The 23,936-nt window shown below is 69.0% G+C and carries 23 protein-coding genes; 20 read left to right on the top strand and 3 right to left on the bottom strand.

Annotated features, from left to right (window positions below; translation table 11 throughout):
* Positions 1 to 33: 33 nt before the first annotated feature.
* The 9 genes from NOCYR_RS19405 (at position 34) to NOCYR_RS19365 (ending at position 8,760) form a co-directional block, all read left to right on the top strand.
* Positions 34 to 741, top strand: coding sequence for a response regulator (locus NOCYR_RS19405; protein WP_014352106.1), 708 nt, complete (start codon positions 34 to 36; stop codon positions 739 to 741).
* A 64-nt stretch (positions 742 to 805) separates the two neighbouring features.
* The gene (locus NOCYR_RS19400) at positions 806 to 1,306 is read left to right on the top strand and encodes an OsmC family protein (protein ID WP_014352105.1); all 501 of its coding nucleotides are present in this window, start codon (positions 806 to 808) and stop codon (positions 1,304 to 1,306) included.
* A complete protein-coding gene (locus tag NOCYR_RS19395; RefSeq protein ID WP_014352104.1) occupies positions 1,306 to 1,596 on the top strand; it encodes an acylphosphatase in 291 nt (96 codons plus the stop codon). The genes NOCYR_RS19400 and NOCYR_RS19395 overlap by 1 nt, the downstream gene beginning before the upstream one ends.
* A gap of 31 nt (positions 1,597 to 1,627) precedes the next feature.
* The gene (locus NOCYR_RS19390; protein ID WP_228780396.1) at positions 1,628 to 2,338 is read left to right on the top strand and encodes a hypothetical protein; all 711 of its coding nucleotides are present in this window, start codon (positions 1,628 to 1,630) and stop codon (positions 2,336 to 2,338) included.
* Positions 2,338 to 3,504 carry a glutathionylspermidine synthase family protein gene (locus tag NOCYR_RS19385; protein ID WP_014352102.1) on the top strand — a complete coding sequence of 389 codons (1,167 nt, stop codon included), beginning with the start codon at positions 2,338 to 2,340 and terminating at the stop codon, positions 3,502 to 3,504. The genes NOCYR_RS19390 and NOCYR_RS19385 overlap by 1 nt, the downstream gene beginning before the upstream one ends.
* Positions 3,505 to 3,543: 39 nt before the next feature.
* The gene (locus NOCYR_RS19380; protein WP_014352101.1) at positions 3,544 to 3,993 is read left to right on the top strand and encodes a DUF350 domain-containing protein; all 450 of its coding nucleotides are present in this window, start codon (positions 3,544 to 3,546) and stop codon (positions 3,991 to 3,993) included.
* 123 nt (positions 3,994 to 4,116) lie between these two features.
* A complete protein-coding gene (locus NOCYR_RS19375; RefSeq protein WP_014352100.1) occupies positions 4,117 to 4,536 on the top strand; it encodes a DUF1707 SHOCT-like domain-containing protein in 420 nt (139 codons plus the stop codon).
* Between the two features lie 204 nt (positions 4,537 to 4,740).
* The gene (gene smc / locus NOCYR_RS19370) at positions 4,741 to 8,439 is read left to right on the top strand and encodes a chromosome segregation protein SMC (protein ID WP_048833533.1); all 3,699 of its coding nucleotides are present in this window, start codon (positions 4,741 to 4,743) and stop codon (positions 8,437 to 8,439) included.
* A 78-nt stretch (positions 8,440 to 8,517) separates the two neighbouring features.
* Entirely contained in the window at positions 8,518 to 8,760 is a 243-nt protein-coding gene (locus tag NOCYR_RS19365) for a FitA-like ribbon-helix-helix domain-containing protein (protein WP_014352098.1), read from the top strand.
* Positions 8,761 to 8,825: 65 nt separating this feature from the next.
* Here the strand turns inward: NOCYR_RS19365 and NOCYR_RS19360 are convergent, their stop codons facing one another.
* Complete coding sequence (locus tag NOCYR_RS19360; protein WP_014352097.1) at positions 8,826 to 9,215, bottom strand: DUF2237 family protein; 390 nt, start codon at positions 9,213 to 9,215, stop codon at positions 8,826 to 8,828.
* Between the two features lie 130 nt (positions 9,216 to 9,345).
* On the opposite strand from NOCYR_RS19360, the gene ftsY reads away from it, so the two are divergent.
* From ftsY to trmD, 11 genes are all read left to right on the top strand, one after another.
* Positions 9,346 to 10,902 (top strand): signal recognition particle-docking protein FtsY, encoded by a 1,557-nt coding sequence (gene ftsY / locus NOCYR_RS19355; RefSeq protein WP_014352096.1) that lies wholly within the window; start codon positions 9,346 to 9,348, stop codon positions 10,900 to 10,902.
* Between the two features lie 356 nt (positions 10,903 to 11,258).
* A complete protein-coding gene (locus tag NOCYR_RS19350; RefSeq protein WP_218581988.1) occupies positions 11,259 to 12,557 on the top strand; it encodes an ammonium transporter in 1,299 nt (432 codons plus the stop codon).
* Positions 12,558 to 12,561: 4 nt separating this feature from the next.
* On the top strand, positions 12,562 to 12,900 hold the full coding sequence (locus NOCYR_RS19345) for a P-II family nitrogen regulator (RefSeq protein WP_014352094.1): 339 nt from the start codon (positions 12,562 to 12,564) through the stop codon (positions 12,898 to 12,900).
* Positions 12,901 to 12,969: 69 nt separating this feature from the next.
* Complete coding sequence (locus tag NOCYR_RS19340; protein ID WP_081505450.1) at positions 12,970 to 15,459, top strand: [protein-PII] uridylyltransferase; 2,490 nt, start codon at positions 12,970 to 12,972, stop codon at positions 15,457 to 15,459.
* A 158-nt stretch (positions 15,460 to 15,617) separates the two neighbouring features.
* Entirely contained in the window at positions 15,618 to 15,932 is a 315-nt protein-coding gene (locus NOCYR_RS19335) for a hypothetical protein (RefSeq protein ID WP_014352092.1), read from the top strand.
* A gap of 96 nt (positions 15,933 to 16,028) precedes the next feature.
* Complete coding sequence (ffh, locus tag NOCYR_RS19330; RefSeq protein ID WP_014352091.1) at positions 16,029 to 17,585, top strand: signal recognition particle protein; 1,557 nt, start codon at positions 16,029 to 16,031, stop codon at positions 17,583 to 17,585.
* A 170-nt stretch (positions 17,586 to 17,755) separates the two neighbouring features.
* Complete coding sequence (locus NOCYR_RS19325) at positions 17,756 to 18,337, top strand: Uma2 family endonuclease (protein WP_081505449.1); 582 nt, start codon at positions 17,756 to 17,758, stop codon at positions 18,335 to 18,337.
* Positions 18,338 to 18,681: 344 nt separating this feature from the next.
* Positions 18,682 to 19,119, top strand: coding sequence for a 30S ribosomal protein S16 (rpsP, locus tag NOCYR_RS19320; protein WP_014352089.1), 438 nt, complete (start codon positions 18,682 to 18,684; stop codon positions 19,117 to 19,119).
* Entirely contained in the window at positions 19,119 to 19,361 is a 243-nt protein-coding gene (locus NOCYR_RS19315; protein ID WP_014352088.1) for an RNA-binding protein, read from the top strand. Before rpsP ends, NOCYR_RS19315 begins: the two co-directional genes overlap by 1 nt.
* Positions 19,361 to 19,885: a ribosome maturation factor RimM gene (gene rimM, locus NOCYR_RS19310; protein ID WP_014352087.1), complete on the top strand. Its 525-nt coding sequence runs from the start codon at positions 19,361 to 19,363 to the stop codon at positions 19,883 to 19,885. The genes NOCYR_RS19315 and rimM overlap by 1 nt, the downstream gene beginning before the upstream one ends.
* Before the next feature lie 13 nt (positions 19,886 to 19,898).
* A complete protein-coding gene (trmD, locus tag NOCYR_RS19305; RefSeq protein WP_014352086.1) occupies positions 19,899 to 20,615 on the top strand; it encodes a tRNA (guanosine(37)-N1)-methyltransferase TrmD in 717 nt (238 codons plus the stop codon).
* A 6-nt stretch (positions 20,616 to 20,621) separates the two neighbouring features.
* On the opposite strand, the gene NOCYR_RS19300 is transcribed toward trmD, so the two are convergent.
* The gene (locus tag NOCYR_RS19300) at positions 20,622 to 22,247 is read right to left on the bottom strand and encodes an AMP-binding protein (protein ID WP_014352085.1); all 1,626 of its coding nucleotides are present in this window, start codon (positions 22,245 to 22,247) and stop codon (positions 20,622 to 20,624) included.
* Positions 22,244 to 23,869, bottom strand: a complete 1,626-nt coding sequence (locus NOCYR_RS19295) for an AMP-binding protein (protein WP_014352084.1) — start codon at positions 23,867 to 23,869, stop codon at positions 22,244 to 22,246. Before NOCYR_RS19295 ends, NOCYR_RS19300 begins: the two co-directional genes overlap by 4 nt.
* Positions 23,870 to 23,936 lie beyond the last annotated feature (67 nt).

Raw genomic sequence — 23,936 nt, 5'->3', positions numbered from 1 at the left:
TGCCGGTGACTGTCGACCGATCAGGAAGCTGCGATGACCGAGAAGAAGCCCGACGCGATCGCCACCAAGGTGCTGGTGGTCGATGACGAACCGCAGATCGTGCGCGCGCTGCGGATCAACCTCTCCGTGCGTGGCTACGAGGTGTTCACCGCGGGCACCGGCACCGCTGCGCTACGGGTGGCTGCCGACCGGCATCCGGACGTGGTGATCCTCGACCTCGGGCTGCCGGATATGGATGGCATCGAGGTACTGGCCGGGCTGCGCGGCTGGACCTCGGCGCCGGTGATCGTGCTCTCGGCGCGCACCGACTCCGCCGACAAGGTCGAGGCCCTCGACGCGGGCGCCGACGACTACGTCACCAAGCCGTTCGGCATGGACGAACTGCTGGCCCGGCTGCGCGCCGCGGTCCGGCGCGGCGCCACCGACGGCGACTCGGGTGATCCGGTGGTGGTGACGGCGTCGTTCACCGTCGACCTCGCCGCGAAGAAGGTCACCAAGAACGGCGCGAACGTGCATCTGACGCCCACCGAATGGGGCATGCTCGAAATGCTGGTGCGCCACCGCGGCAAGCTGGTCGGCCGTCGTGAGCTGCTGCGCGAGGTGTGGGGTCCGTCCTATGCCACCGAAACCCACTACCTGCGCGTCTACCTGGCTCAGCTGCGCCGCAAGCTCGAGGACGACCCGTCGCGGCCCAAACATCTGCTCACCGAAGCCGGCATGGGCTACCGCTTCCAGGAATGAGCGCGCGGGCCGCGATGTTGGCAGGCGTGCATCGCCTCCGAACCGAGATGGCAGGATCGAGCCCATGGCTGAACACACCGCCGCACCCGTGACCGGCACCGCCGCCCCCGCGGGCACCACCGCATCCACGAACAACGCCGCACCCGGATCGACCACCCTGTGGGTCGAGCGCACCGGCACCCGGCGCTACACCGGGCGCAGCTCGCGCGGCGCCGAGGTGTTGATCGGATCGGAGAACGTACCCGGCGTGTTCACCCCCGGCGAGCTGCTCAAGATCGCGCTGGCCGCCTGCTCCGGGCTCAGCTCGGACTTCCCGCTCTCGCGTCGTCTCGGCGACAACTACGACGCCACCATCCGCGTCTCCGGCGCCGCCGACCGGGAGAACGAGGTCTACCCGCAGCTCGACGAGGTCTTCGAACTCGACCTCAGCGAACTGGACCCCGAAGCCCGCGAGCGACTACTGGTCACCGTGCAGCGCGCCATCGACAAGGTGTGCACCGTCGGCCGCACCCTGAAGGCCGGCACCAACGTCACGCTGTCGTTCGACATCGACACCGCCGACTGATGTCGGCGAGCCCGCAGCAGCCGGTCCGGCTCAGCGCCTGGGTGCACGGTCTGGTGCAGGGCGTCGGCTTCCGCTGGTGGACCCGTTCGCGCGCACTGGAACTCGGCCTCACCGGGCACGCCACCAATGCCCGCGACGGGCGAGTGCACGTCGTCGCCGAGGGCTCACGGGCCGAGTGCGAACGCCTGCTGGAACTGCTTCGCGGCGGTGATACGCCCGGCCGTGTCACCCTGGTGGTGGAGAACTGGGAGCCCGCGCGCGGCGACCTGAACGGATTCGAGGAACGGTAGGTCGGCCGAGCGGGCGGGGAGGAGAGCACCGATGAGCGAAACTCCGAACACTGCGGGCCCGCCCGAGGACGACGGTGGCGGCGGGCCTGCGCAGTCGCCCGGTCAGCAGGAATCCGGTCGTCCGGGGCCGGGGCATGAGCACCCGGAGCCCGATCGTCCGTCGCTGTCGAAGCCGTCGCCACCGCAGGAGTCCGCGACGGCTGCGCAACCTCCACGACCCGGCAGCATCCACCGCCAGGAACCCGGCGTGACCCAGCCGCGCCCGCCGACGGTTGCCGAGGCGCGGGCCAGGGACAAGACACGCCGAAAGGCCGAAGCCGAGGCACAGGCCGCGGCCGCGCGCGAGGAAGCCGCTCGCCGGACTCGCAAGCGCGTGATGATCGGCGGCGCCGCCGTGGTGGGTGTGGCGGCCCTGGTCGGCGGTGGCTATCTGGCCTACCGGGCGGTGGCCGCGCCGGATCAGGTCACCGCCTACTGCACCGTCATCGACGAGAACGGCAACGAGACCGTGGTCGAAGACGACAGGTGCAGCCGAGCCAGTTCGGCCGGTCACGCCGGCGTCGGCGGCATCTTCATCTACAACGGCATGCAGTATCGGTACTACTACGGCGGCAACAACACCGTCGGCCAACCGCCCACCGGCGGCACCACCGTCAAACCCAAGGGCGCCGAGATCAAGACCAAGAGCGGCACCGTCATCCAGCGCGGAGGCCTCGGCAGCAAATCCGGCGGGGGTTCCTGATGCGGCGGGTCCGCGACACCCCGCGGCCGGGCTGGCAGCAGATCACCGAGGACCAGGGCCTGGTCTACGGCGCGCCCGGCCGCGACGCCAGCGGCAATCCGCGACCGTACTGGGACGAGTCGGTGCACTACGAGTTCGAGATGGATGAAATTCTCGCCCTCGAAGCCGATGTCGAACTGCTGCATTCGATGTGCCTGAATGCCGTCGAACACATCGTGCTCACCGAGCGTTTCGCGGATTTCGGTCTGCCCGAATGGAGTTGGGGTCCGATCGCCGAATCCTGGCGGCGCGGCGACCCGTATATCTACGGCCGATTCGATCTGCGCTATGACGCGCGGCGCCCGGCCAAACTCCTCGAATACAACGCCGACACACCGACCTCGCTGCTGGAAGCGGCGATCGTGCAGTGGCATTGGCTCACCGACCGCTACCCCGGTGGGGATCAATGGAATTCGCTGCACGAAAAGCTGGTGCAGCGCTGGACCGAGTTGCGCGGCGCACTGCCGGGAACCCATCTGCACTTCACCTGGTCCGGCGCCGACGCCACCGGCGAGGACAACGTCACCACCGCCTACATGCAGGAAACCGCCGCCGAGGCCGGTTTCGACACCATCGCGCTGCCCATCGAGGAAGTCGGCTACGACACCGAACTGGATCGGTTCGTGGATCTGGCCGAGGCGCCGATCGAGTCGATTTTCAAGCTGTATCCGTGGGAATGGGTGCTCGACGACGAATTCGGCAAACGGGTAGTCGATTCACTGCCCGAGACCGCCTGGATCGAACCGCTGTGGAAGACCCTGCTCAGCAACAAGGCGATCCTGGCCGTGCTGTGGGAAATGTATCCCGGGCACCCGAATCTGCTGCCCGCCTACCTCGATCGGCCGAATGAGCTCACCGAATACATCCGCAAACCCAAACTCGGCCGCGAAGGCGCCAATATGACCATCGTCGGCGCCGGCCTGGAAACCGCCACCGGCGGCGTGTACGGCGAGGAGGGCTACGTCTACCAGCTGCTCGACCCGCTGCCCGTCTTCGACGATATGCGTCCGGTGCTGGGGGCCTGGGTGGTCGGCGGCGAAGCCGGCGGGCTCGGCATCCGGGAGACCGCGGGCCTGATCACCGACGACGGCGCCGCCTTCGTACCGCACCAGATTCGCACCGAATAGATTGCGTGGACGCACCCGACGCCCCTCGGAAGGATCACGATGACCGCTCTGGCCCTCGATTCGAGCTACTGGAGTTCGCTGGCGGACGGGGTGGGTGCCATCCTCCTCTACGCCGTCGTCGGGCTGGTGCTGATGGTGATCGGCTTCTACGGCATCGACCTGACCACACCCGGGCGGCTGCGGGCGCTGGTGTCCAAGGGCCGGCCCAACGCCATCGTGGTCACCGCGGCCGGGATGATCAGTATGGCCTTCATCGTGGTGCTGGCGATCTTCTCGGCCGGTGGCCGGCTGCTGGAGGGCCTGATCGCGGCGGCGGTCTTCGGGCTGGTCGGCATCGTCGCCCAGATCGTGTCGGTGCGGGTGGTGGAGAAGGCGATCGGCATCGATATCGGCGCGGTCATGCACGCCGACCGGTTCGCCATCGAGGCGTTGATCGTCGCGGCCGCGCACTTCGCGCTGGGTCTGGTCGTCGCGTTCGCCATTCTCTGACCGCAGCGGCTCGCTGATTCCTCGATCCACCTCTTGACATTCCACTGTGGAAGTAGCACTCTTGATTCGTATTCCACTGTGGAATGTGGCTCGATACGCGGGCCCCTGTCGTTAGGAGCAGCAATGGACATCTCGCCGGGTACCCGCGCTTCCGACGCCGAACGCGCCCAGACCGCGGAGCTGCTGAGCCGCCATCTCGCCGACGGCCGCCTCGATCTCGCCGAGTACGACCAGCGCGTGGCCAAAGTCTGGGCCACCACCACTCGCGACGATCTCGCGCTGGTGCTGTCGGACCTGCCGAAATTGCCGAAGGTGCGCGCCGACAAGCCGCAGCGCCCGCGCATTCCCCTCTGGCAGCGCATCGAGGCGGCCTCCTGGGTGTCGGTCAGTGTGCTGGTGCTGGTCATCTGGGGCACCATCTCGCTGGCCGCCGGCGAATTCACCTATCCGTGGCCGATCTGGGTGATCGGCCCGTGGGGTGCGGTGCTGGCCTTCCGTGCGCTCACCGGGTTCGAATCCGGGCGGTCCTGCCGTTCGGCCTGATCCGGCGGCGGATGCTGCCGGTGTGCTGTACTGCCGTTTCGGTGGCCCGGCGCCGCCGGTGAAATGCCGGGGATTCGGCGGCCGGTGATTAGCCTGGGGTGGACCGCGCCCCGTCGCGGGCGGCTACCATGACTGGTCGCCGGATACGACGGGGCGGTGCCGGGCCAGTGCTCTCCACGGCAGTACACGGAAAGGTCGCCGGATTTGCATCTGAAGAGCTTGACGTTGAAGGGGTTCAAATCCTTCGCGTCCGCGACGACGCTGCGGTTCGAGCCGGGGATCACCTGCGTGGTCGGGCCGAACGGATCCGGTAAATCCAACGTCGTCGACGCGCTCACCTGGGTGATGGGCGAGCAGGGTGCCAAGGCACTGCGCGGCGGCAAGATGCAGGACGTCATCTTCGCCGGCACCGCGGGCCGGGCCGCGCTCGGCCGCGCCGAGGTCACGCTGACCATCGACAACTCCGACGGCGCGCTGCCCATCGACTACGCCGAGGTCTCCATCACCCGCCGGATGTTCCGCGACGGCGCGGGCGAATACGAGATCAACGGCAGCTCCTGCCGGTTGATGGACGTGCAGGAGCTGCTCAGCGACTCCGGTATCGGCCGGGAAATGCACGTCATCGTGGGGCAGGGCCAGCTCTCGGCGATCCTGGAATCGCGGCCCGAAGACCGGCGCGCGTTCATCGAAGAGGCCGCGGGCGTGCTCAAGCACCGCAAACGCAAGGAAAAGGCGGTCCGCAAACTCGACGCCATGCAGGCCAATCTGGCCCGGCTCACCGACCTCACAACCGAACTGCGTCGTCAGCTCAAACCGCTCGGCAGACAGGCCGAGGTCGCTCGCCGCGCGCAGACCGTGCAGGCCGACCTGCGCGATGCTCGGCTGCGGCTGGCCGCCGACGACCTGGTGACCAGGCGCCGCGAGCTGGAAAGCCAGCAGAGCAAAGAGGCCTACGCCCGCGAACAGCAGATCACCGTGCAGTCGGAACTGGACGCCGCCAATGCCGCGCTGGCCCAGCAGGAATTCCAGCTCGGCAAGCTCACCCCGAGCGCCGAAGCCGCTGCTCAGCTGTGGTTCCAGCTCTCGGCACTGGCCGAACGGGTCAACGCCACCATCCGTATCGCCGGTGACCGGGCCCGGCATCTGGACACCAGCGCCCCCGTGGGCACCGGCCGCGACCCCGAGCAGCTCGAGGCCGAAGCCGATCGGGTGGAGGCCGAGGAGGCCGAACTGCGCGAAGCGGTGGAGATGGCCGCCGAGACCCTGGAAGCGGCCCGCGATGCGCTGGCCGAGCGCGAGCATGCCGCCAAGGCCGCCGAGCAGGCCCACCTCGCCGCCGTGCGCGCCATCGCCGACCGGCGCGAGGGGCTGGCCCGGCTGTCCGGGCAGGTCGACACCCTGCGCACCCGGGCCCAGTCGGTGGACGCCGAGATCTCCCGCCTGTCGGTGGCCATCGCCGAGGCCAGGCAGCGTGGTGAGGCCGCCCAGGAGGAATTCGATTCGGTGCAAACCGAACTCGGCGATCTCGACGCCGGCGAGGCCGGGCTCGACGCCCAGCACGAACATGCCGTGCAGGCACTCAAACTCGCCGATCAGCGCGTCGATGAACTGCGCGAACAGGATCGTGACGCCGGTAAGCGGGTCGCCTCGCTCACCGCCAGGATCGAAGCGCTCGGGATGAACCTCGCCCGCCGCGACGGTGCGGGCTGGCTCACCGAACACCACGGGCAGGACCTGCTGGGCCCGCTGTCCACCTTGATCCGGGTGCATCCCGGATTCGAGGCCGCTGTTGCCGCGGTGCTCGGTCCGCTCGCCGACGCCGTCGCGGCCGCGTCCGGCGACACCGCCTATGCGGCCGTGCAGGCGCTCAAGGCCGCCGACGGGGGACGGGCTGCCCTCGTGTTCGGCACGGGAGGGTCCAGCGAAGCGAACGCAGAGTCCGGCGGTTCTGGCGCAAAGGTCGCCGGATCGACCGGTGCGCGCAGGCCCGCGCGGGCCGATGCCGATGCCGACGCCCTCCCCGCGGGCGCCCGATGGCTCGGCGCCGTGGTCGACTGCGCCGATACCGTGCACGCCGCCGTCGCCGCGCTCACCGCCGACGTCGTCGTGGTCGACGACCTCGCGGCCGCCGCCGACCTGCTCGCGGCGCGCCCGCAACTGCGCGCGGTGACCACCGACGGCGACCTCGCCGGCACCGGTTGGGTGCTCGGCGGCTCCGACCGGGCACCGAGCCAGCTGGAGATCCAGGCCGATATCGACGCCGCCGAAGCCGAATTGGTCGCCGCCAAACGCCGCGCCGAGGAACTCGAGGCCGCCTTGGCCGGCGCGCTCGCCGAACAAGCCGACCGCAAGGACGCCGTCGACCACGCCCTGATGGCGCTGCACGAATCCGATCAGGCGCTGGTCGCGATCTACGAGCGGCTCGGCAGGCTCGGCCACACCGCCCGCAGCGCGCACGACGAGATCGACCGGCTCACCGCCCAGCGGGCCGAAGCCGAAGACGGCCGGGAAAAGGCCCTGGCCGCGCTCGCCGAACTCGAAGACCGGCTGCGCCACGCCGAACTCGAACAGGCAGGCATCGATGACGACGGACTCGGCGCCGCGAGCACCGAGGCCGCGGGCCGCGCCCGCGAGGAAGCCGCCGCCGCGCTCGCCGAAGCCCGCTCGATGGAGGTCGAGGCCCGCCTGGCCGTGCGCACCGCCGAGGAACGCGCCGAATCGGTGCGCGGTAAGGCCGATGCGTTGCGTCGCGCCGCCCGCGCCGAACGTGAGACCCGGGCCCGCGCCGAACGCGCCCAGGCCGCGCGCAAGCAGGCCGCCGCCGTCGCCGCCGCGGTCGCCGCATCGGGTGCGAAGGTGGCCGCCGAGCTGGAGGGCGTGGTCGCCGAGGCCGCTGCCCGCCGCGATCAGCTGGTGCGCCGCCGCACCGAATGCGCCGCCCAGGTGGATCAGATCAAGGAGCGAGTGCGCGCGCTGACCGCCCAGCTGGCCCAGCTCACCGACGCCGTGCACCGCGACGAGGTGGCCAAGGCCCAGGCCGCGCTGCGGATCGAACAGCTCGAGGCCACCATCGCCGAGCAGTTCGGCATCGCCCTCGGCGATCTGATCGCCGAATACGGTCCCGACGTGCCGCTGCCGCCGTCGGCGCTGGAGTGGCAGGAATACGAGCAGGCCAAAGAACGCGGCGAGGACGTCAGCCCGCCTGCGCCGATGCCCTTCGACCGGGCCGGCCAGGAGCGCCGGGCCAAGCGCGCGGAAAAGGACCTCACCACCCTCGGCAAGGTGAATCCCCTTGCGCTGGAAGAGTTCGCGGCGCTGGAAGAGCGCTACAACTTCCTGGCCACCCAGCTCGAAGACGTCAAGAGCGCCCGCAAGGATCTGCTGGACGTGGTCGCCGAGGTCGACGCCCGCATCCTGCAGGTCTTCACCGACGCCTACGCCGACGTGGAACGCGAATTCGTCGAGGTGTTCGCCAAGCTGTTCCCCGGCGGCGAGGGCAGGCTGCTGCTCACCGACCCCTCCGACATGCTCACCACCGGTATCGAGGTGGAGGCCCGCCCGCCGGGCAAGAAGGTCAAGCGGCTGTCGCTGCTGTCAGGTGGCGAGAAGTCGCTGACGGCGGTCGCGCTGCTGGTGTCGATCTTCCGCGCCCGGCCCTCGCCGTTCTACGTCATGGACGAGGTGGAGGCCGCGCTCGACGACACCAACCTGCGCCGGCTGATCGGCCTGTTCGAGCAGCTGCGGGAGAAGAGTCAGCTGATCGTCATCACCCACCAGAAGCCGACCATGGAGATCGCCGACGCCCTCTACGGCGTCAGCATGCGCGGTGACGGCATCACCCAGGTGATCTCGCAGCGGCTGCGCGGGCAGAACCTGGCCCCGGTGGGCGCGGCCTCCGGCTGAGCAGCGGGCCGCGATCGCCCGGCCGGGCGCCCGGAACAAGATCGGCGCGAGCGTGTTCGCGCCACTATCGTCGTCGGCATGGTCACCATCGAAGTGCGCGACATTCCCGACGACGATGCCGAGGTACTCCGACAGCGGGCGGCGGCCGCCGGGCTGTCACTGGAAGAACACATCCGCGAGCAGTTGATCGCCTCGGCGCGCAGGCAGTACCGCGTCGAAGCGCTGGAAGACATCCGCAAGGCGCTGGCGGCCAATCCGCTGCCCGGGGAGAACCCGGATCAGGTCGTGGAGGATCTGCGGCGCGAATTCGAAGACTGCTGAGCCCGGCTCGACCATCGACACACCGGCGACCCGCGACAAGCGGGTTGCCGGCACAGCTCACCCGCTCACAGCAGATCGCTGACGTCGTCGGGGACATCGACGGCGTATTTGCGCAAGATCTCCATCGAGATCACTTCCAGGGCGTTCTCATGGGTGGCCGCGAGCACCACCGGCGCGGCGACACCGTCCTCGTGCGCGTGCAGCCAGCGCACCGCCACCACACACCACCGGTCCCCGGGTTGCAGGCCGGGGAAATTGTTCTCCGGGCGCGGGGTGCTCAGGTCGTTGCCGATCGAAGCCTGGTGTTCCAGAAACTCGGTCGTGACGACCGTGCACACGGTGTGACTGCCCAGATCCTCCGGGCCGGTGCTACAGCAGCCGTCACGGTAGAAGCCGGTCAGAGGATCGGTGCCGCACTCTTCGAGCGGACCCCCAAGCACGTTTCGATCGGTCACGTCGCCGATCCTATTGGCACGCCGCGAGAAGTTCCGCAGGACAAGAAATCTCACGGGCTGTGTCTGGACGCCTGTCCTGCTCCGGGCGGGTCGATGACCGGCGAGAACTCGTTCTGCAAGGATGGTCGGCGTGAGTTCCGAAGCCTGGATTCTGATCGCGGCTATCGCCGCCGTCGTACTCGTCGCGCTCGTTGCCGGATTCGTCCGGTATCGCAGCGGGCGGGTATCGCTGACGGCGCCGACCGAAGACAAGGAGCTGACCGACAAGTCCGGCGGCTACAAGGCCTCAGGCGGCTTCAGTTTCAGTCAGGGCGGTACCGCCACCGCCCCCCGGCCCGAGCCGCTGCCCGCCGAACGCACCGACACCGAGGGCCAGCCGCATATCGGCGACGATGCGGCGATCCCGCGCGACGCACCGCGCCGCGGGATCACCAATGTGCCGCTGCCCGAACCGGCCGATCTGGCCGAAGCACCCGCGGGCGATACGACCACCGCCGAGGCGCCCGAGACCACCGCGCCCGAGACGGCCGTTCCCGACACCGCGGAGGACACCGCCCCGGCCGAGGCACCCGCGGTCGAGGATGTGACCGCTGCGCCCGAGCAGACCGCGCCCGAGACCGTCACTCCCGACACCGCTCCGACTGACACCGCCCCGGTGGACACGGCTCCGGCCGACACCGCCCCACCGGCCGAATCGGCACCCGCTGCGCCCGCCGTCCCCGATACCGTCGCCGAGGCCGAACCCGCACCCGCGCTCGAGGAGATCGAGCCCACCGCGGGCCGCCTGGTCCGCCTGCGCGGGCGGCTGTCGCGCTCGCAGAACGCGGTCGGCAAGAGCCTGCTCGGCCTGCTCGGCGGCGGCGACCTGGACGAGGACTCCTGGGAAGAAGTCGAAGACACCCTGGTGCTGGCCGATCTCGGCACCGCGAGCACGGCCGCGGTGGTCGAGCGACTGCGCGAGGAGATGGCCGCGCGCAGCGTGCGCACCACCGATCAGGCACGCGCGGTGCTGCGCGATGTGCTGGTGGAGGCGCTGCGCCCGGAGCTGGACCGGTCCGTGCGAGCCCTGCCGCACTCCGATCACCCATCGATCCTGCTGGTCGTCGGCGTGAACGGCACCGGCAAGACCACCACCACCGGCAAACTGGCCCGGGTCCTGGTGGCCGACGGTCGCCGGGTGCTGCTCGGCGCCGCCGACACCTTCCGCGCCGCTGCCGCCGATCAGCTGCAGACCTGGGGCGAGCGCGTCGGCGCCGAGACCGTGCGCGGTAAAGAAGGCGCCGACCCGGCCGCCGTGGCCTTCGACGCCGTCGCCGCCGGTATCGAACGAGGCGTGGACGCGGTGCTCATCGACACCGCCGGCCGCCTGCACACCAAAACCGGCCTGATGGACGAGCTCGGCAAGGTCAAGCGAGTGGTGGAGAAGAAGGCCGCGGTCGACGAGGTGCTGCTGGTACTCGACGCCACCGTCGGGCAGAACGGCCTCATGCAGGCCCGGGTCTTCGCCGAGGTCGTCGACATCACCGGTGTGGTACTCACCAAGCTCGACGGCACCGCCAAGGGCGGCATCGTCTTCCAGGTACAGCATGAGCTCGGCGTGCCGGTCAAGCTCGTCGGTCTGGGCGAAGGCGCCGACGATCTCGCGCCCTTCGAGCCCGGAGCGTTCGTCGACGCACTGCTGGGCTGACCGCCCGGCATACCGCGGCCCGGATCGAGCACCGCCCGATCCGGGCCGCGGCGCGCCGGTAGCGGCGCCGATGCCGGTCCTCTCGCTCGGATACCCCCGTTAGCTGCGCATTCGCTGTCGCGACACGCCGCTCACAGCCGCGGGGAAACCTCCTGTGCACAGTTGGAAACGTGGTAGCAACACGGGGCCGCCATCCGTTCACGTAGGTGAAACACGGGGGCGGCACGGATGAAACACCGAATGAGCAACCTTCTGTGCAGGTCCATTTCGCCGGAATCGGCGGGGCCCGAGATGAGGAGGACATTAAGGTGGCATTTCCCGTAATCGGCGCGCCGGACGCCGGTGACACCGCATGGATGCTGGCCAGTTCAGCACTCGTGCTGCTGATGACACCCGGACTCGCGTTCTTCTACGGCGGCATGGTCCGCTCCAAGAACGTGCTGAACATGATCATGATGAGCATCAGCGCCATGGGCCTGGTCGCCGTCCTATGGGCGCTCTACGGCTTCTCGGTCACCTTCGGTGACGACAAGGCCAACCTCATCGGTGATCCCGCTCAGTACTTCGGGCTGAAGCAGATCTTCGGTGGCGCGTACCTGGCCGACGCCGAGTCCGGCGCCGAGGCCGCGATCCCGCTGGCGGGCACCATCCCGCTGACGGTGTTCGTCGCCTTCCAGGCCATGTTCGCGATCATCACCGTCGCCCTCATCTCGGGTGCGGTCGCCGACCGCATGAAGTTCAGTGCCTGGCTGATCTTCGCCGGCGTCTGGGCCACCGTCGTCTACTTCCCGGTCGCGCACTGGGTCTTCGCCTTCGACGGCGTCACCGCCGAGGCCGGTGGCTGGATCGCCAACAACCTGAAGGCCATCGACTTCGCTGGTGGTACCGCCGTGCACATCAACGCCGGTGCGGCGGGCCTGGTGCTGGCAATCGTGCTCGGCAAGCGCAAGGGCTGGCCCAAGACCCCGTTCCGTCCGCACAACCTGCCCTTCGTCATGCTCGGTGCCGGTCTGCTGTGGTTCGGCTGGTTCGGCTTCAACGCCGGTTCCGCGGTGGGCTCCAACGGCATCGCCGGTGCCGCCTTCCTGACCACCGTCGTCGCCACCGGTGCGGCGCTGCTGGCCTGGCTCGTGGTGGAGAAGATCCGCGACGGCAAGCCCACCTCGCTGGGCGCGGCCTCGGGCATCGTGGCCGGTCTGGTCGCCATCACCCCGGCCTGTCACTCGGTCAACGTCGTCGGCGCTCTGGCCATCGGCGTCGTCGCGGGTGCGCTGTGCGCCCTGGCCGTCGGCCTGAAGTTCCGCTTCGGCTTCGACGACTCGCTCGACGTGGTGGGCGTGCACCTGGTCGGCGGTCTGCTCGGCACCCTGATGGTCGGCCTGGTCGCGGCGCCGGAAGCGCCCGCGGCGGTGAAGGGTCTGTTCTACGGTGGTGGCATCGAGCAGTTGAAGCTGCAGGCCGTCGGTGCGTTCACGGTGCTGGCCTACTCGCTGGTCGCCACGGCCGTCATCGCTTACCTGATCAAGTTCACGATCGGCCTGCGTGCCGACGACGAAGGCGAGTTCGTCGGCATGGACGAGTCCGAGCACGCGGAAACCGCATACGATTTCGCTGCTGTGGGTGGCACGGCACGTTCGGCCGTCAAGGAGGCATGACGACATGAAACTGATCACCGCAATCGTGAAACCGTTCACGCTGGAGGACGTGAAGACCGGTCTCGAGCAGGCGGGCGTGCTGGGCATGACCGTGAGCGAGGTGCAGGGTTACGGCCGGCAGAAGGGGCACACCGAGGTCTACCGCGGTGCGGAGTACTCGGTGGATTTCGTCCCGAAGGTCCGGGTCGAGGTCGTCGTCGACGACGCCTCGGTGGACAAGGTCGTCGAGGTGATCGTCGAGGCCTCGCGCACCGGCAAGATCGGCGACGGCAAGGTCTGGGTGACCCCCGTCGAGACGATCATCCGGGTCCGGACCGGCGAGCGCGGCACCGACGCGCTGTAGCGGGAAGTCGAATCGAGCGGCGGCCCCGCTCCCGCCGGACCTCCGGCCGGGGCGGGGCCGCCCGCGTGAATGGGTGGTGGGCTAGTGGGTAGCAGTCGGCGAGAACACGGCGAGGGCGCGAAGCCGTCGGCGGTCGAGAACACGGTGGTGTCCAACGGCGCGGCCGATCTGGTCAAGGCCCGGCGCCGGTTGCTCGAGGGCGGGCAGCCGCGCAATCCGCGCCTGGATGCCGAATCGCTGCGCTCGGCCCTGGTCGACCTGTTCGAACTGTGGCTCACCAGCAAGGGCGCCGAACTCGGCATCACCGCCGACAGCGGGCTCGCGGTCGTCGCGGTGGGCGGGCTGGGCCGCAAGGAGATGCTGCCCTACTCCGATCTGGATCTTGTGCTGCTGCACGACGACGTCGATCCGGCGCGGGTGGCCGAGGTCGCCGATCAGCTCTGGTATCCGCTCTGGGACGCCCATATCAAGCTCGACCACAGCGTGCGCACCGTCCCGCAGGCCCTGCGGGTGGCCAGCGACGACATGATCGCCGCCCTCGGCATGCTCGAGGCCCGGCATATCGTCGGCGACGCCGAGCTGAGCAACCTGCTCATCGGCGGGGTGCGCCGGGAATGGCGGACCGGGATCCGCTCCCGCTTCGACGATCTGATCGCCCAGGCCAAGGCCCGCTGGGAGCGCAGCGGTGAGATCGCCCATCGCGCCGAACCCGATCTGAAGAACGGCCGCGGCGGATTGCGCGACATCCAGCTGCTCGATGCCCTCGCCATCGCGCAATTGACCGATGCCATGCCGGGGCTCGGTCCGGATGTGCCCGGCGGCGGGGTGCGCCACGCCCACCGCCGCCTGCTGGATGTGCGCACCGAACTGCATCGGGTGGCCGGGCGCTCGCGCGATCAGTTGATGGCCCAGGACGCCGACGAGATCGGTGCGGCGCTACGGATCGGTGACCGGTTCGATCTGGCCCGCACGCTCAGCGATTCCGCGCGCACGGTCAGCTACTCGGTGGACGTGGGGTTGCGCACCGCCGCCAACGCGCTCCCGCGGCGCGGCCTGGCCCGGCTGCGCCGGATGCCGGTGCGTCGACCACTCGATGAGGGGGTGGTCGAGCACGCCGGTGAGGTGGTGCTGGCACGGGACGCGCGGCCGCAGCGGGATCCGGGCCTGATCCTGCGGGTCGCCGCCGCCTCGGCGCAGACCGGGCTGCCGATGTCGGCGAATACGCTCAACCGGCTCTCGGAGGACGCGCCGGAGCTGCGCGAACCGTGGCCCAAGGATGCGCTCAACGATCTGCTGGTGCTGCTCGGCGCGGGCCGCGGCACCATCGATGCGATCGAGGCGCTGGACCGCACCGGGTTGTGGGGCCGGCTGCTGCCGGAGTGGGGCGCGGTGCGGGATCTGCCGCCGCGCGATGTGCTGCACACCTGGACGGTGGACCGGCACCTGATGGAAACCGTGGCCTACGCGAGCGCGCTGAGCACCCGGGTGGCGCGCCCGGACCTGCTCGCGCTCGGCGCCCTGCTGCACGACATCGGCAAGGGCCGCGCGGGTGATCACAGCGTCGTCGGCGCCGAGCTGGCCACCCATATCGGGCGCAGGCTCGGGCTGTGGCCCTCGGATGTGCGCACCCTCAGCGCGATCGTGCGCCACCACCTGCTGCTGCCCGATACCGCGACCCGGCGTGACCTCGACGATCCCGCCACCGTGCAGTTCGTGGTCGACGCGCTCGACGGCGACGCTCAGCTGCTGGAACTGCTGCACACCCTCGCCGAGGCCGATTCGCTGGCCACCGGCCCCGGCGTCTGGGGCGAATGGAAGGCCTCGCTGATCGGCGAACTGGTGCGCCGCTGCCGCATGGTGATGGCCGGTGACGAACTGCCCGAGCCCGAGCCCATCGCCCCCGAACTGCTGGAGAAGGCCGCCGCCGGGGGAGTGCATGTCACGCTGGCGCCCGGCGAGGGCAAACACACCCATGTGGTCACCGTCATCGCGCCCGACACGCCCGGACTGCTGTCGGAGGCCGCGGGGGTACTGGCACTGCATTCCCTTCGGGTGCTGTCGGCGGCGCTGGGCAGCGCGGGTGAGTCGGCGATCAACACCTTCGTCGTGTCGCCGAAATTCGGTGATCCCCCCGACCCGGGTCTGCTGCGCCAGGAACTGATCCGCGCCATCGCCGGCGATCTGGATCTGGGCGGTCAATTGGCCAAACGCGAACGCGAGGCCGTCGGTACCCAGCTCAGCCCCTACGCCAAGGCCCAGCCGAGGCTGCTGTGGACCGAGACCGGCACCCCCGGTCAGGTGATCGTGCAGGTGCGGGCCGAGGACCGGATCGGGCTGTTGAGCAGGTTGGCCGCCGCACTGGCGGGCTGCGGCGCGGACGTGCGCTGGGCCAAGGTCGTGACGATGGGATCGGCCGTGGTCGATGCGTTCTGTCTCGATCTGGGCACCGATTCCGGACCGCAGCGGCGCGCGCGGATCGAGGCCGCGATCATGGCCGTGGTGCCACGTCCCGCGCCCAAGAAGCCCGAGGCGGACCACGGTACGCACGAAGGTTCCTGAGCCACTGCGTTTTTCGCGTCATCGGCGGCGAACTGCACTGTGACCTCGCCGTTATCCGAAAATCAGTCCTTTGCACATGATTTGCTGGAAATCCCTACGACATGGTCGGCGGCCCTTAGGATCGGTGAGTCGGGCTCGCACACGAGGGGAGCAGGTCGGTGGCAATCGAAGTCGTCGCCTCGTCGATCATGACCAGTGATGTGACCCCGCACGTGGCCCGCTGCGTCGGCGGGGATCTGTGGGTGGTGTCCTGGTTGCCGGGCCGCACCCTGACCGGACGCCAGGCCGTCACCGCGATGACCATCGCGGCAACGGTGGCCACCTCCGGTCTGCCGGTGGAGGGCGATTGGACCGCGCTGGACGGTCAGGCCCTCGAACTCGGGCTGACCGGCCGGGAGGCCGCCTTCATGGTGGCCAGGGAAAACCACGACTATCGGCGCATCCGCACCCCGCGCCGGCGCACTCCGGAGTAACCTCGCCCACCCAGCACACACCGGGCTGCGTGCGCAGTCCGGTGATCCCATTACGCTGGGATGCAGTGACGTCACTCGAGATCAGGAGCGCGATCGGTGTTCGAATCCCTGTCCGACCGGCTTACCGGTGCCCTCAAGGACCTACGCGGTAAGGGACGTCTGTCGCCGGCTGACATCGACGCCACCTGCCGCGAGATCCGGCTCGCGCTGCTGGAAGCCGATGTCGCGCTGCCGGTGGTGCGCGGTTTCATCGCCAAGATCAAGGAGCGGGCCAAGGGCGCGGAGGTCTCCGCGGCGCTGAACCCGGCCCAGCAGGTCGTCAAGATCGTCAACGAGGAGCTCGTCGGCATCCTCGGCGGCGAGACCCGCCGCATCGCGCTCGCCAAGACCCCGCCCACGGTCATCATGCTCGCCGGTCTGCAGGGTGCCGGTAAGACCACGCTCGCGGGCAAGCTCGCCAAATGGCTCAAGGGACAAGGACATCAGCCGCTGCTGGTGGCCTGTGACCTGCAACGCCCCGGCGCCGTCACCCAGCTCCAGGTCGTCGGCGAGCGCGCCGGGGTGCCGGTATTCGCGCCGCATCCGGGCACCTCCATCGGCGGGGGCGACAATGCCCTCGGTGTCACCGCCGCCGATCCGGTCGCCGTGGCCGAGGCCGGTGTGGCCGAGGCGAAGCAGAAGCAATACGACGTGGTGATCGTCGACACCGCAGGCCGCCTCGGTATCGACGCCGAACTGATGGCCCAGGCCGCGGGCATCCGCGACGCGGTGCAGCCGGACGAGACGCTGTTCGTGCTCGACGCCATGATCGGTCAGGACGCCGTCACCACCGCCGAGGCGTTCCGCGACGGCGTCGGCTTCACCGGCGTGGTGCTCACCAAGCTCGACGGCGATGCCCGCGGTGGTGCCGCGCTCAGCGTCCGCAATGTCACCGGCGCGCCGATCATGTTCGCCTCCACCGGTGAGAAGCTCGAGGACTTCGACGTCTTCCACCCCGACCGCATGGCCAGCCGCATCCTCGGCATGGGCGATGTGCTCACCCTGATCGAGCAGGCCGAACAGGTCTACGACCAGCAGCAGGCCGAGGAGGCCGCGCGCAAGATCGGCAGCGGCGAGCTCACCCTCGAGGACTTCCTCGATCAGATGCTGGCCATCCGCAAGATGGGTCCGATCGGCAACCTGCTCGGCATGCTCCCCGGCGCCGGTCAGATGAAGGACGTGCTGGCCCAGGTCGACGACAAGCAGCTCGACCGGGTGCAGGCCATCATCCGCGGTATGACCCCGGCCGAACGGGAAAACCCCAAGATCATCAACGCCTCCCGCCGCCTGCGCATCGCCAACGGTTCCGGCGTGCAGGTCTCCGAGGTCAACCAGCTGGTCGACCGCTTCTTCGAGGCCAAGAAGATGATGGCCGCCATGGGCCGCCAGATGGGCATGCCCGGCGCCAACCGGCGCAGCAACAAAAAGGGCAAGAAGGGCAAGAAGGGCGGCCGCGGCCCCACCCCGCCGAAGGTGCGCGGCGGCTTCCCCGGCGGCATGCCCGGCATGCCCGCCGGTATGCCGGACCTGTCCAACATGCCCGCCGGCCTCGACCAGCTCCCGCCCGGTCTCGAGGGGTTCGATCTGAGCAAGCTGAAGTTCCCGAACAAGTAGGTGAGCATGCCCTGGTGGCGGAAATCGGCTGTTCAGTGGCGGTCGGTGGGTTCGCGCTGCTATACAGTGGAACCGGTTTCTCGCTCCGTTGAGCGAGGACCACAGGTGGGTTCGGTAATCGAGATCGCGCGTGTACAGGCACACGAACCGGAGATCGGACGGAATCGAGTATGAGCAGTGCCGAGGTTTCGATGATTCATCCCCTGGGCCCGACGAGCGTTGAAGACTGGCTGGTCGAAGAGCAGCCATCCGATGGATCTCGACTCGAACTGATACTGGGGTATCTGCACGTGACACCTGCGCCTAGTGGGCCTCATCAATACGCGTCGTTGGAGCTCGCCTGCCTGCTGCGCGATGCGCTCAAAGCGGCCGGCAGGTCCGACCTTCGGGTGCTGCCCGCTGTGGCGGTGCGCATCAACACCGCCTTCCGGACCGGCGTCATCCCCGACATCGTCGTGGTCGACACCGACATCAACCAGACCAGCTTCGCCCCCGAGAATGTGGTTCTGGCGGTAGAGATCTGGTCTCCGGGCAACACCAGGGAAGAGCGGGACACCAAGATCGCCGGATACGCCTCGGCCCGAGTGCCCTACCTGTGGGTGGTCGAGATGCCCACCGGCAAGCCGGTCACGTTCTCGGGATACGCGATGGGGGAACACGGCTACCGGCAGGAGGTGCGGGCAGCGGCCGGGGAGACCGTCAAGGCGCCGGCACCGGTCCCCATCGTGGTGAACACCGCCGAACTCCGCTGACGACGGCGACCTGTCCGGCTTGGCATTGCCGTTGAGCTCGATCAGTGCCCGCAGCACGGCAGTGCGCTCCCGCAGGAAATCCATGTTCGCCGTGATGTAGGCGGCCAGCCAGTCCCGATAGCCGGATGCGGCCGAGATCCGCGGCGCGGCGGGCCGGGTCGCCGGACCGATTTCCGGGGCGGCCCTGGCTTCTGGCAGAATGGTCGATCGTCCGTATGGACAGTGTCAGCCCGTCTCCGGTTACGCACCGCGCGGCGGTCACACACTTCATTCGCAAAACCGGGCTCGCAGACCATGCGGGTCGCCGAATTGCGTCGTGACCAACCCTGAAAGGTAGATCAGCAATGGCTGTTCGCATCAAGCTCACCCGCATGGGCAAGATCCGCAACCCGCAGTACCGCGTCGTCGTCGCGGACGCCCGCACCCGTCGTGACGGCCGGGCCATCGAGTCCATCGGCAAGTACCACCCGAAGGAAGAGCCCTCGCTGATCGAGATCGATTCCGAGCGGGTGCAGTACTGGCTGGGTGTCGGCGCGCAGCCGACCGAGCCGGTGCAGCGGCTGCTGGAGATCACCGGTGACTGGCAGAAGTTCAAGGGTCTGCCGGGCGCCGAGGGCACCCTGAAGGTCAAGGACGCCAAGCCGTCCAAGCTGGACCTGTTCAACGCCGCGCTGGCCGCCGCCGACAACGAGCCGGTCGCCGAAGCCGTCACCCCCAAGAAGAAGGCCGCCAAGAAGGACGAGGCCGCTGAGGGTGCCGAGTCGGCCGAGGCCGCCGAGTAATGAGTGCAGTCGTCGCCGATGCCGTCGAACACCTCGTTCGCGGCATCGTCGCCAACCCCGATGACGTGCGCGTCGAGCTGATCACCGGCCGCCGCGGACGCACCGTCGAGGTGCACGTCCATCCCGATGACCTGGGCAAGGTGATCGGCCGCGGTGGACGTACCGCGACCGCCCTGCGCACCCTCGTCGCCGGCATCGGCGGCCGGGGCATCCGGGTCGACGTGGTGGACACCGACGCCTGATGGAACTCGTCGTAGGTCGTGTCGCCAAGTCGCACGGCGTGCGCGGTGAGCTGGTCGTCGAGGTGCGCACCGACGAGCCGGAGGAGCGTTTCGCACCCGGTTCGACGCTGCGCGGACGGCTGGCTCGATCGAAGGAAGTTCGTGAATTCACGGTGGAGTCGGCCCGGGAACACTCGGGCCGGCTCCTCGTGCAACTGGCCGGCGTCGACGACCGCACCGCCGCCGACGCCCTGCGCGGCACGCTGTTCCTGGTCGACAGCGACGACCTCGGGCCCTCGCAGGATCCCGACGAGTTCTACGACCACGAGCTCGAGGGCCTGCGCGTCGAACTCGCCGACGGCACCGTGATCGGCACGGTCACCGAGGTATTGCATTCGGCGGCAGGTGAATTGCTGTCGGTGCGGGCCGCCGACGACGGCCGCGAGATCCTGATCCCGTTCGTCATGGCGATCGTGCCCACCGTGTCGGTGGCCGACGGACTGGTCGTGATCGATCCGCCCGAGGGCCTGCTGGATCCCGAATGAGGCGGTCGAGGCCATGAAGATCGACGTGGTCACCATCTTTCCGGAGTATCTGGAGCCGCTGCGCACCGCGCTGCTCGGCAAGGCCATTGACAAGGGCCTGATCTCCGTCGACGTGCACGACCTGCGTCGCTGGACCCATGACGTGCACAAATCCGTCGATGATTCGCCCTACGGCGGCGGCCCGGGCATGGTCATGAAACCCACCGTGTGGGGCGATGCCCTCGATGAGGTCTGCCCCGACGACGCGCTACTGGTCGTCCCGACCCCCGCCGGCGTCCCCTTCACCCAGGCCACCGCGCACCGCTGGGCCGCCGAGCGGCATCTGGTCTTCGCCTGCGGCCGCTACGAAGGCATCGACCAGCGCGTCTTCGACGACGCCGCGCGCCGGGTCCGCGTCGAAGAGGTCAGCATCGGCGATTACGTGCTGATCGGCGGTGAGGCCGCGGTCCTGGTGATGACCGAGGCCGTGGTCCGCCTGCTGCCCGGTGTGCTCGGCAATCAGCAATCCCACCAAGAGGATTCGTTCTCCGTCGCGGAGGGCCAAGACGGTCTCGGTCTGCTGGAAGGCCCCAGCTACACCCGTCCGGTGAGCTGGCGCGGCCTCGACGTGCCACCGGTGCTGCTGTCCGGCGATCATGCGAAGGTCGCCGCCTGGCGGCGGGAGCAGTCGTTGATCCGCACGCGCGAACGTCGCCCGGATCTGCTGCGCGACGCCGACCAGCCGGACTGACAAGCCTTACTCGGAGAGTCCGAGCAATGACCGTGCCATTTCTCGCATTTCGGCCTTGCGTACCTTCCCGGTGACGGTCATCGGGAACTCGTCCACGACGTGCACATAACGCGGGACCTTGAAATGCGCGAGTTTGCCGGCGCAGAACACGCGCAGGGCGTCGGCGTCGAGCGGGGCCGCTCCCTCGCGTAGGCGGACCCATGCCATGAGTTCCTCGCCGTATTTCGGGTCGGGGACACCGATCACCTGGGCGTCGAGAATGTCGGGGTGGGTGTAGAGGAATTCCTCGATTTCGCGGGGGTAGATGTTTTCCCCACCGCGGATCACCATGTCCTTGATCCGCCCGGTGACGGCGACGTACCCGTCTTCGTCCATGACGCCGATATCCCCGGTGTGCATCCAGCGGGCCGCGTCGATGGCTTCGGCTGTGCGGTCGGGATCGTTCCAATATCCGAGCATCACCGAATAGCCGCGGGTGCACAGCTCACCGGGCTCACCGCGTGGCACCGTGCGCCCGGTCACCGGGTCGACGATCTTGATCTCGAGGTGCGGGCCGACCCGGCCGACGGTCGCGGTGCGACGGTCGATGCTGTCGTCGCGGCGGGTCTGGGTGGACACCGGCGAGGTCTCGGTCATGCCGTAGCAGGTGCACACTTCGCTCATGCCCATCCGGTCGATGACGCGTTTCATCACCTCGACCGGGCAGGGTGAGCCGGCCATGATGCCGGTGCGCAACGTGGACAGGTCCGCCGCCGAATCCTCCAGCTGCGCCAGCATGTCGATGAACATGGTCGGCACACCGTAGAGCGAGGTGCAGCGTTCGGCCTCCACCGCGGCGAGGGTCGCGGCCGGCTGGAACGACGGCGCCGGAATGACGATCGCCGCACCGTGACTGGTGGCCGCCAGATTGCCCATCACCATGCCGAAGCAGTGATAGAACGGCACCGGAACGCAGATCCGGTCCTCTTCGGTGTAACCGCACAACTCCCCGACGAAATAGCCGTTGTTGAGGATGTTGTGGTGGCTGAGTGTCGCGCCCTTCGGGAAACCGGTTGTTCCCGAGGTGTATTGGATATTGATGGCGTCGTCCATGGACAGCTCGGCCGCCCGCGTCGTCAGGAGTTCGTGGTCGGCGGCCGTGGCCGCGAGCGCTTCCCATTCCGGCGTACCCAGAATCAGCACCTGTTCCAGGCCCGGGCATTCCGGCCGCACCTGCTCGATCATCGCCACGTAGTTCGAGGTCTTGAACTCCGGCGCGGACACCAGCATCCGCACGCCGGCTTGCCCGAGCACGTATTCCAATTCGCTGGTGCGGTAGGCGGGATTGATATTGACCAGGATCGCGCCGATCTTCGCGGTCGCGTACTGGATGAGAAACCACTCCGGGCAATTCGGCGCCCAGATGCCCACCCGGTCACCGGCGACGATGCCGCGCCCGGCCAGTCCGCTGGCCAGCGAGTCTACGGCGGCGCGCAATTCACGGTAGGTCCAGCGACGCCCGGACGGGCAGTCCACCAAGGCTTCCCGGTCACCGAACGCGGCCGCGGTGCGGTCCAGGTTCGCGCCGATGGTGTCGCCGAGCAGCGGGGTGTCGGAGATTCCGGAGCTGTAGCTGGGCAGCGGAGTCGTCATGACCGCACCTCCTGCTGACGCAGCAGGAACCGTTGCACCTTGCCGCTGGGTGTTTTCGGCAGGCTCGGCACGAAATGCACTCGCCGCGGATAGGCGTGCGCGGCGAACTTCTTCTTCACCAGCGTCTGGAGTTCGGCCTCCAGTTCGGCGCTGCCGGTGACGCCCTCGCGCAGCACAACGAACGCTTCGAGCACCTCACCGCGCAGTTCGTCGGGCAGGCCGACCACGGCCGCCTCGGCGACGTCTTCGTGCATGACCAGCACGCTTTCCACCTCGAACGGGCCGATTCGGTAACCGGCCATGATGATGACGTCGTCGTCGCGGGCGGAGAAGTGGAAGAAACCGTCGGCGTCCTGCGAGCCCGCGTCACCGGTGAGGTACCAGCGCCCATCGGGGGTGTAGCGCTGCGCGGTGCGCTCGGGCGCGTCGAGGTAGCCGAGGAACCACAGCAGCGGGCTGCGTTCGGTATCGATGGCGATGCGGCCGAGTTGCCCGGTCGGCGCCTCGACGTCGGCGTCGTCGGCGAGCACCGCACACGCCCAGCCGGGCAGCGAACGGCCCATCGAGCCCGCGGGTGCCTCGGTGTTCAGGTCGTCGTGCCAGGCATTGCAGATCACCATGCCGTGCTCGGTCTGGCCGTAGTGGTCGCGCACCGCGACGCCGAGGGTGTCCGCGGACCAGGCCACCACCTCGGGCGTCAGCGGCTCACCCGCCGACGACGCCCGGCGCAGCCGCAGCTTCGGTGCCGTCGCGCTGTCGGCGCGCAGCGCGCGATAGACCGTGGGCGCGGCCGCGAAATTGGTGACTCCGAAGGTGTCCATGACCTGCCAGGTCAGCGCGGGGGAGAAGCCCGCGTGCAGCAGCAGGCTGCGGATACCGCTCGCCAGCGGACCGAGGATCGCGTAGTAGAGGCCGTAGGCCCAGCCCGGGTCGGCGGCGTTCCAGAACACGTCGTCCGGACGCACGTCGAGCGCGAATTCTTGATAGGCGTGGAACGACGCCAGTGCCCGCACCGGGATCGGCACACCCTTCGGCGTGCCGGTGGTGCCGCTGGTGAACAACTGGACCAGCAGGCCGTCGCCGCCGACCGCCACGGCGGGCTCCACCGCCGCGTCGGCGGTCATCAGATCGCGCATCCGCAGCTTGTCCGGCGCCGGATCGTCACCGGTGACGATGACGCGCCACGGCGGATCGGCGGGGATATCGTCGCCCGGCGCCAGCTTGCTCGCCTGATCCGGATCGGTGATCACGATCGAGGCGCCGCTGGCGGCCAGCCGGAACGCGATCGCCGGCGGCGCGAACGCGGTGAACAGCGGAACATGCACCGCACCGCGCCGCCAGATCCCGAGCAGGGCCACCACCAGGTCTTCGGACTTCGCCATCAGCGTGGCGACCCGGTCACCCGGTTCGACTCCGAGCCGCGCCAATGCCGCCGCGAAACGTTCGGACTTCGCGCGCAACTGGCCGTAGGTCAGATCCGTCGACGACAGATCGCTGTCGATGACGGTGAAGGCGACGGCATCGGCCGGATGCCGGTCACACAGCAGCCAGGCCGCGCTCGCATCGGCGCGGTCATAACACTCCAGCAGCTCGCGCACCCGCGCGTTCGGGTCGATCCCCATCTCGCATCTCCTCGGTCGTGATCCAGCTCACCGGGCTGTTGCCATAGGATGTAGGTCACACCTGACC

The sequence above is a fragment of the Nocardia cyriacigeorgica GUH-2 genome (genome assembly GCF_000284035.1).
GTDB classification, from domain to species: Bacteria; Actinomycetota; Actinomycetes; order Mycobacteriales; family Mycobacteriaceae; genus Nocardia; species Nocardia cyriacigeorgica_B.
This window is presented reverse-complemented; position numbering and strand designations above follow the sequence as displayed.

What these genes read in the sequence shown, in the direction of transcription:
- NOCYR_RS19405 (WP_014352106.1), top strand. Translation starts at nt 34, where the DNA reads ATGACCGAGAAGAAGCCCGACGCGATCGCCACCAAGGTGCTGGTGGTC.
- NOCYR_RS19400 (WP_014352105.1), top strand. Translation starts at nt 806, where the DNA reads ATGGCTGAACACACCGCCGCACCCGTGACCGGCACCGCCGCCCCCGCG.
- NOCYR_RS19395 (WP_014352104.1), top strand. Translation starts at nt 1,306, where the DNA reads ATGTCGGCGAGCCCGCAGCAGCCGGTCCGGCTCAGCGCCTGGGTGCAC.
- NOCYR_RS19390 (WP_228780396.1), top strand. Translation starts at nt 1,628, where the DNA reads ATGAGCGAAACTCCGAACACTGCGGGCCCGCCCGAGGACGACGGTGGC.
- NOCYR_RS19385 (WP_014352102.1), top strand. Translation starts at nt 2,338, where the DNA reads ATGCGGCGGGTCCGCGACACCCCGCGGCCGGGCTGGCAGCAGATCACC.
- NOCYR_RS19380 (WP_014352101.1), top strand. Translation starts at nt 3,544, where the DNA reads ATGACCGCTCTGGCCCTCGATTCGAGCTACTGGAGTTCGCTGGCGGAC.
- NOCYR_RS19375 (WP_014352100.1), top strand. Translation starts at nt 4,117, where the DNA reads ATGGACATCTCGCCGGGTACCCGCGCTTCCGACGCCGAACGCGCCCAG.
- NOCYR_RS19365 (WP_014352098.1), top strand. Translation starts at nt 8,518, where the DNA reads ATGGTCACCATCGAAGTGCGCGACATTCCCGACGACGATGCCGAGGTA.
- NOCYR_RS19350 (WP_218581988.1), top strand. Translation starts at nt 11,259, where the DNA reads ATGCTGGCCAGTTCAGCACTCGTGCTGCTGATGACACCCGGACTCGCG.
- NOCYR_RS19345 (WP_014352094.1), top strand. Translation starts at nt 12,562, where the DNA reads ATGAAACTGATCACCGCAATCGTGAAACCGTTCACGCTGGAGGACGTG.
- NOCYR_RS19340 (WP_081505450.1), top strand. Translation starts at nt 12,970, where the DNA reads ATGGGTGGTGGGCTAGTGGGTAGCAGTCGGCGAGAACACGGCGAGGGC.
- NOCYR_RS19325 (WP_081505449.1), top strand. Translation starts at nt 17,756, where the DNA reads ATGAGCAGTGCCGAGGTTTCGATGATTCATCCCCTGGGCCCGACGAGC.
- rpsP (WP_014352089.1), top strand. Translation starts at nt 18,682, where the DNA reads ATGGCTGTTCGCATCAAGCTCACCCGCATGGGCAAGATCCGCAACCCG.
- NOCYR_RS19315 (WP_014352088.1), top strand. Translation starts at nt 19,119, where the DNA reads ATGAGTGCAGTCGTCGCCGATGCCGTCGAACACCTCGTTCGCGGCATC.
- rimM (WP_014352087.1), top strand. Translation starts at nt 19,361, where the DNA reads ATGGAACTCGTCGTAGGTCGTGTCGCCAAGTCGCACGGCGTGCGCGGT.
- trmD (WP_014352086.1), top strand. Translation starts at nt 19,899, where the DNA reads ATGAAGATCGACGTGGTCACCATCTTTCCGGAGTATCTGGAGCCGCTG.
- NOCYR_RS19300 (WP_014352085.1), bottom strand. Translation starts at nt 22,247, where the DNA reads ATGACGACTCCGCTGCCCAGCTACAGCTCCGGAATCTCCGACACCCCG.
- NOCYR_RS19295 (WP_014352084.1), bottom strand. Translation starts at nt 23,869, where the DNA reads ATGGGGATCGACCCGAACGCGCGGGTGCGCGAGCTGCTGGAGTGTTAT.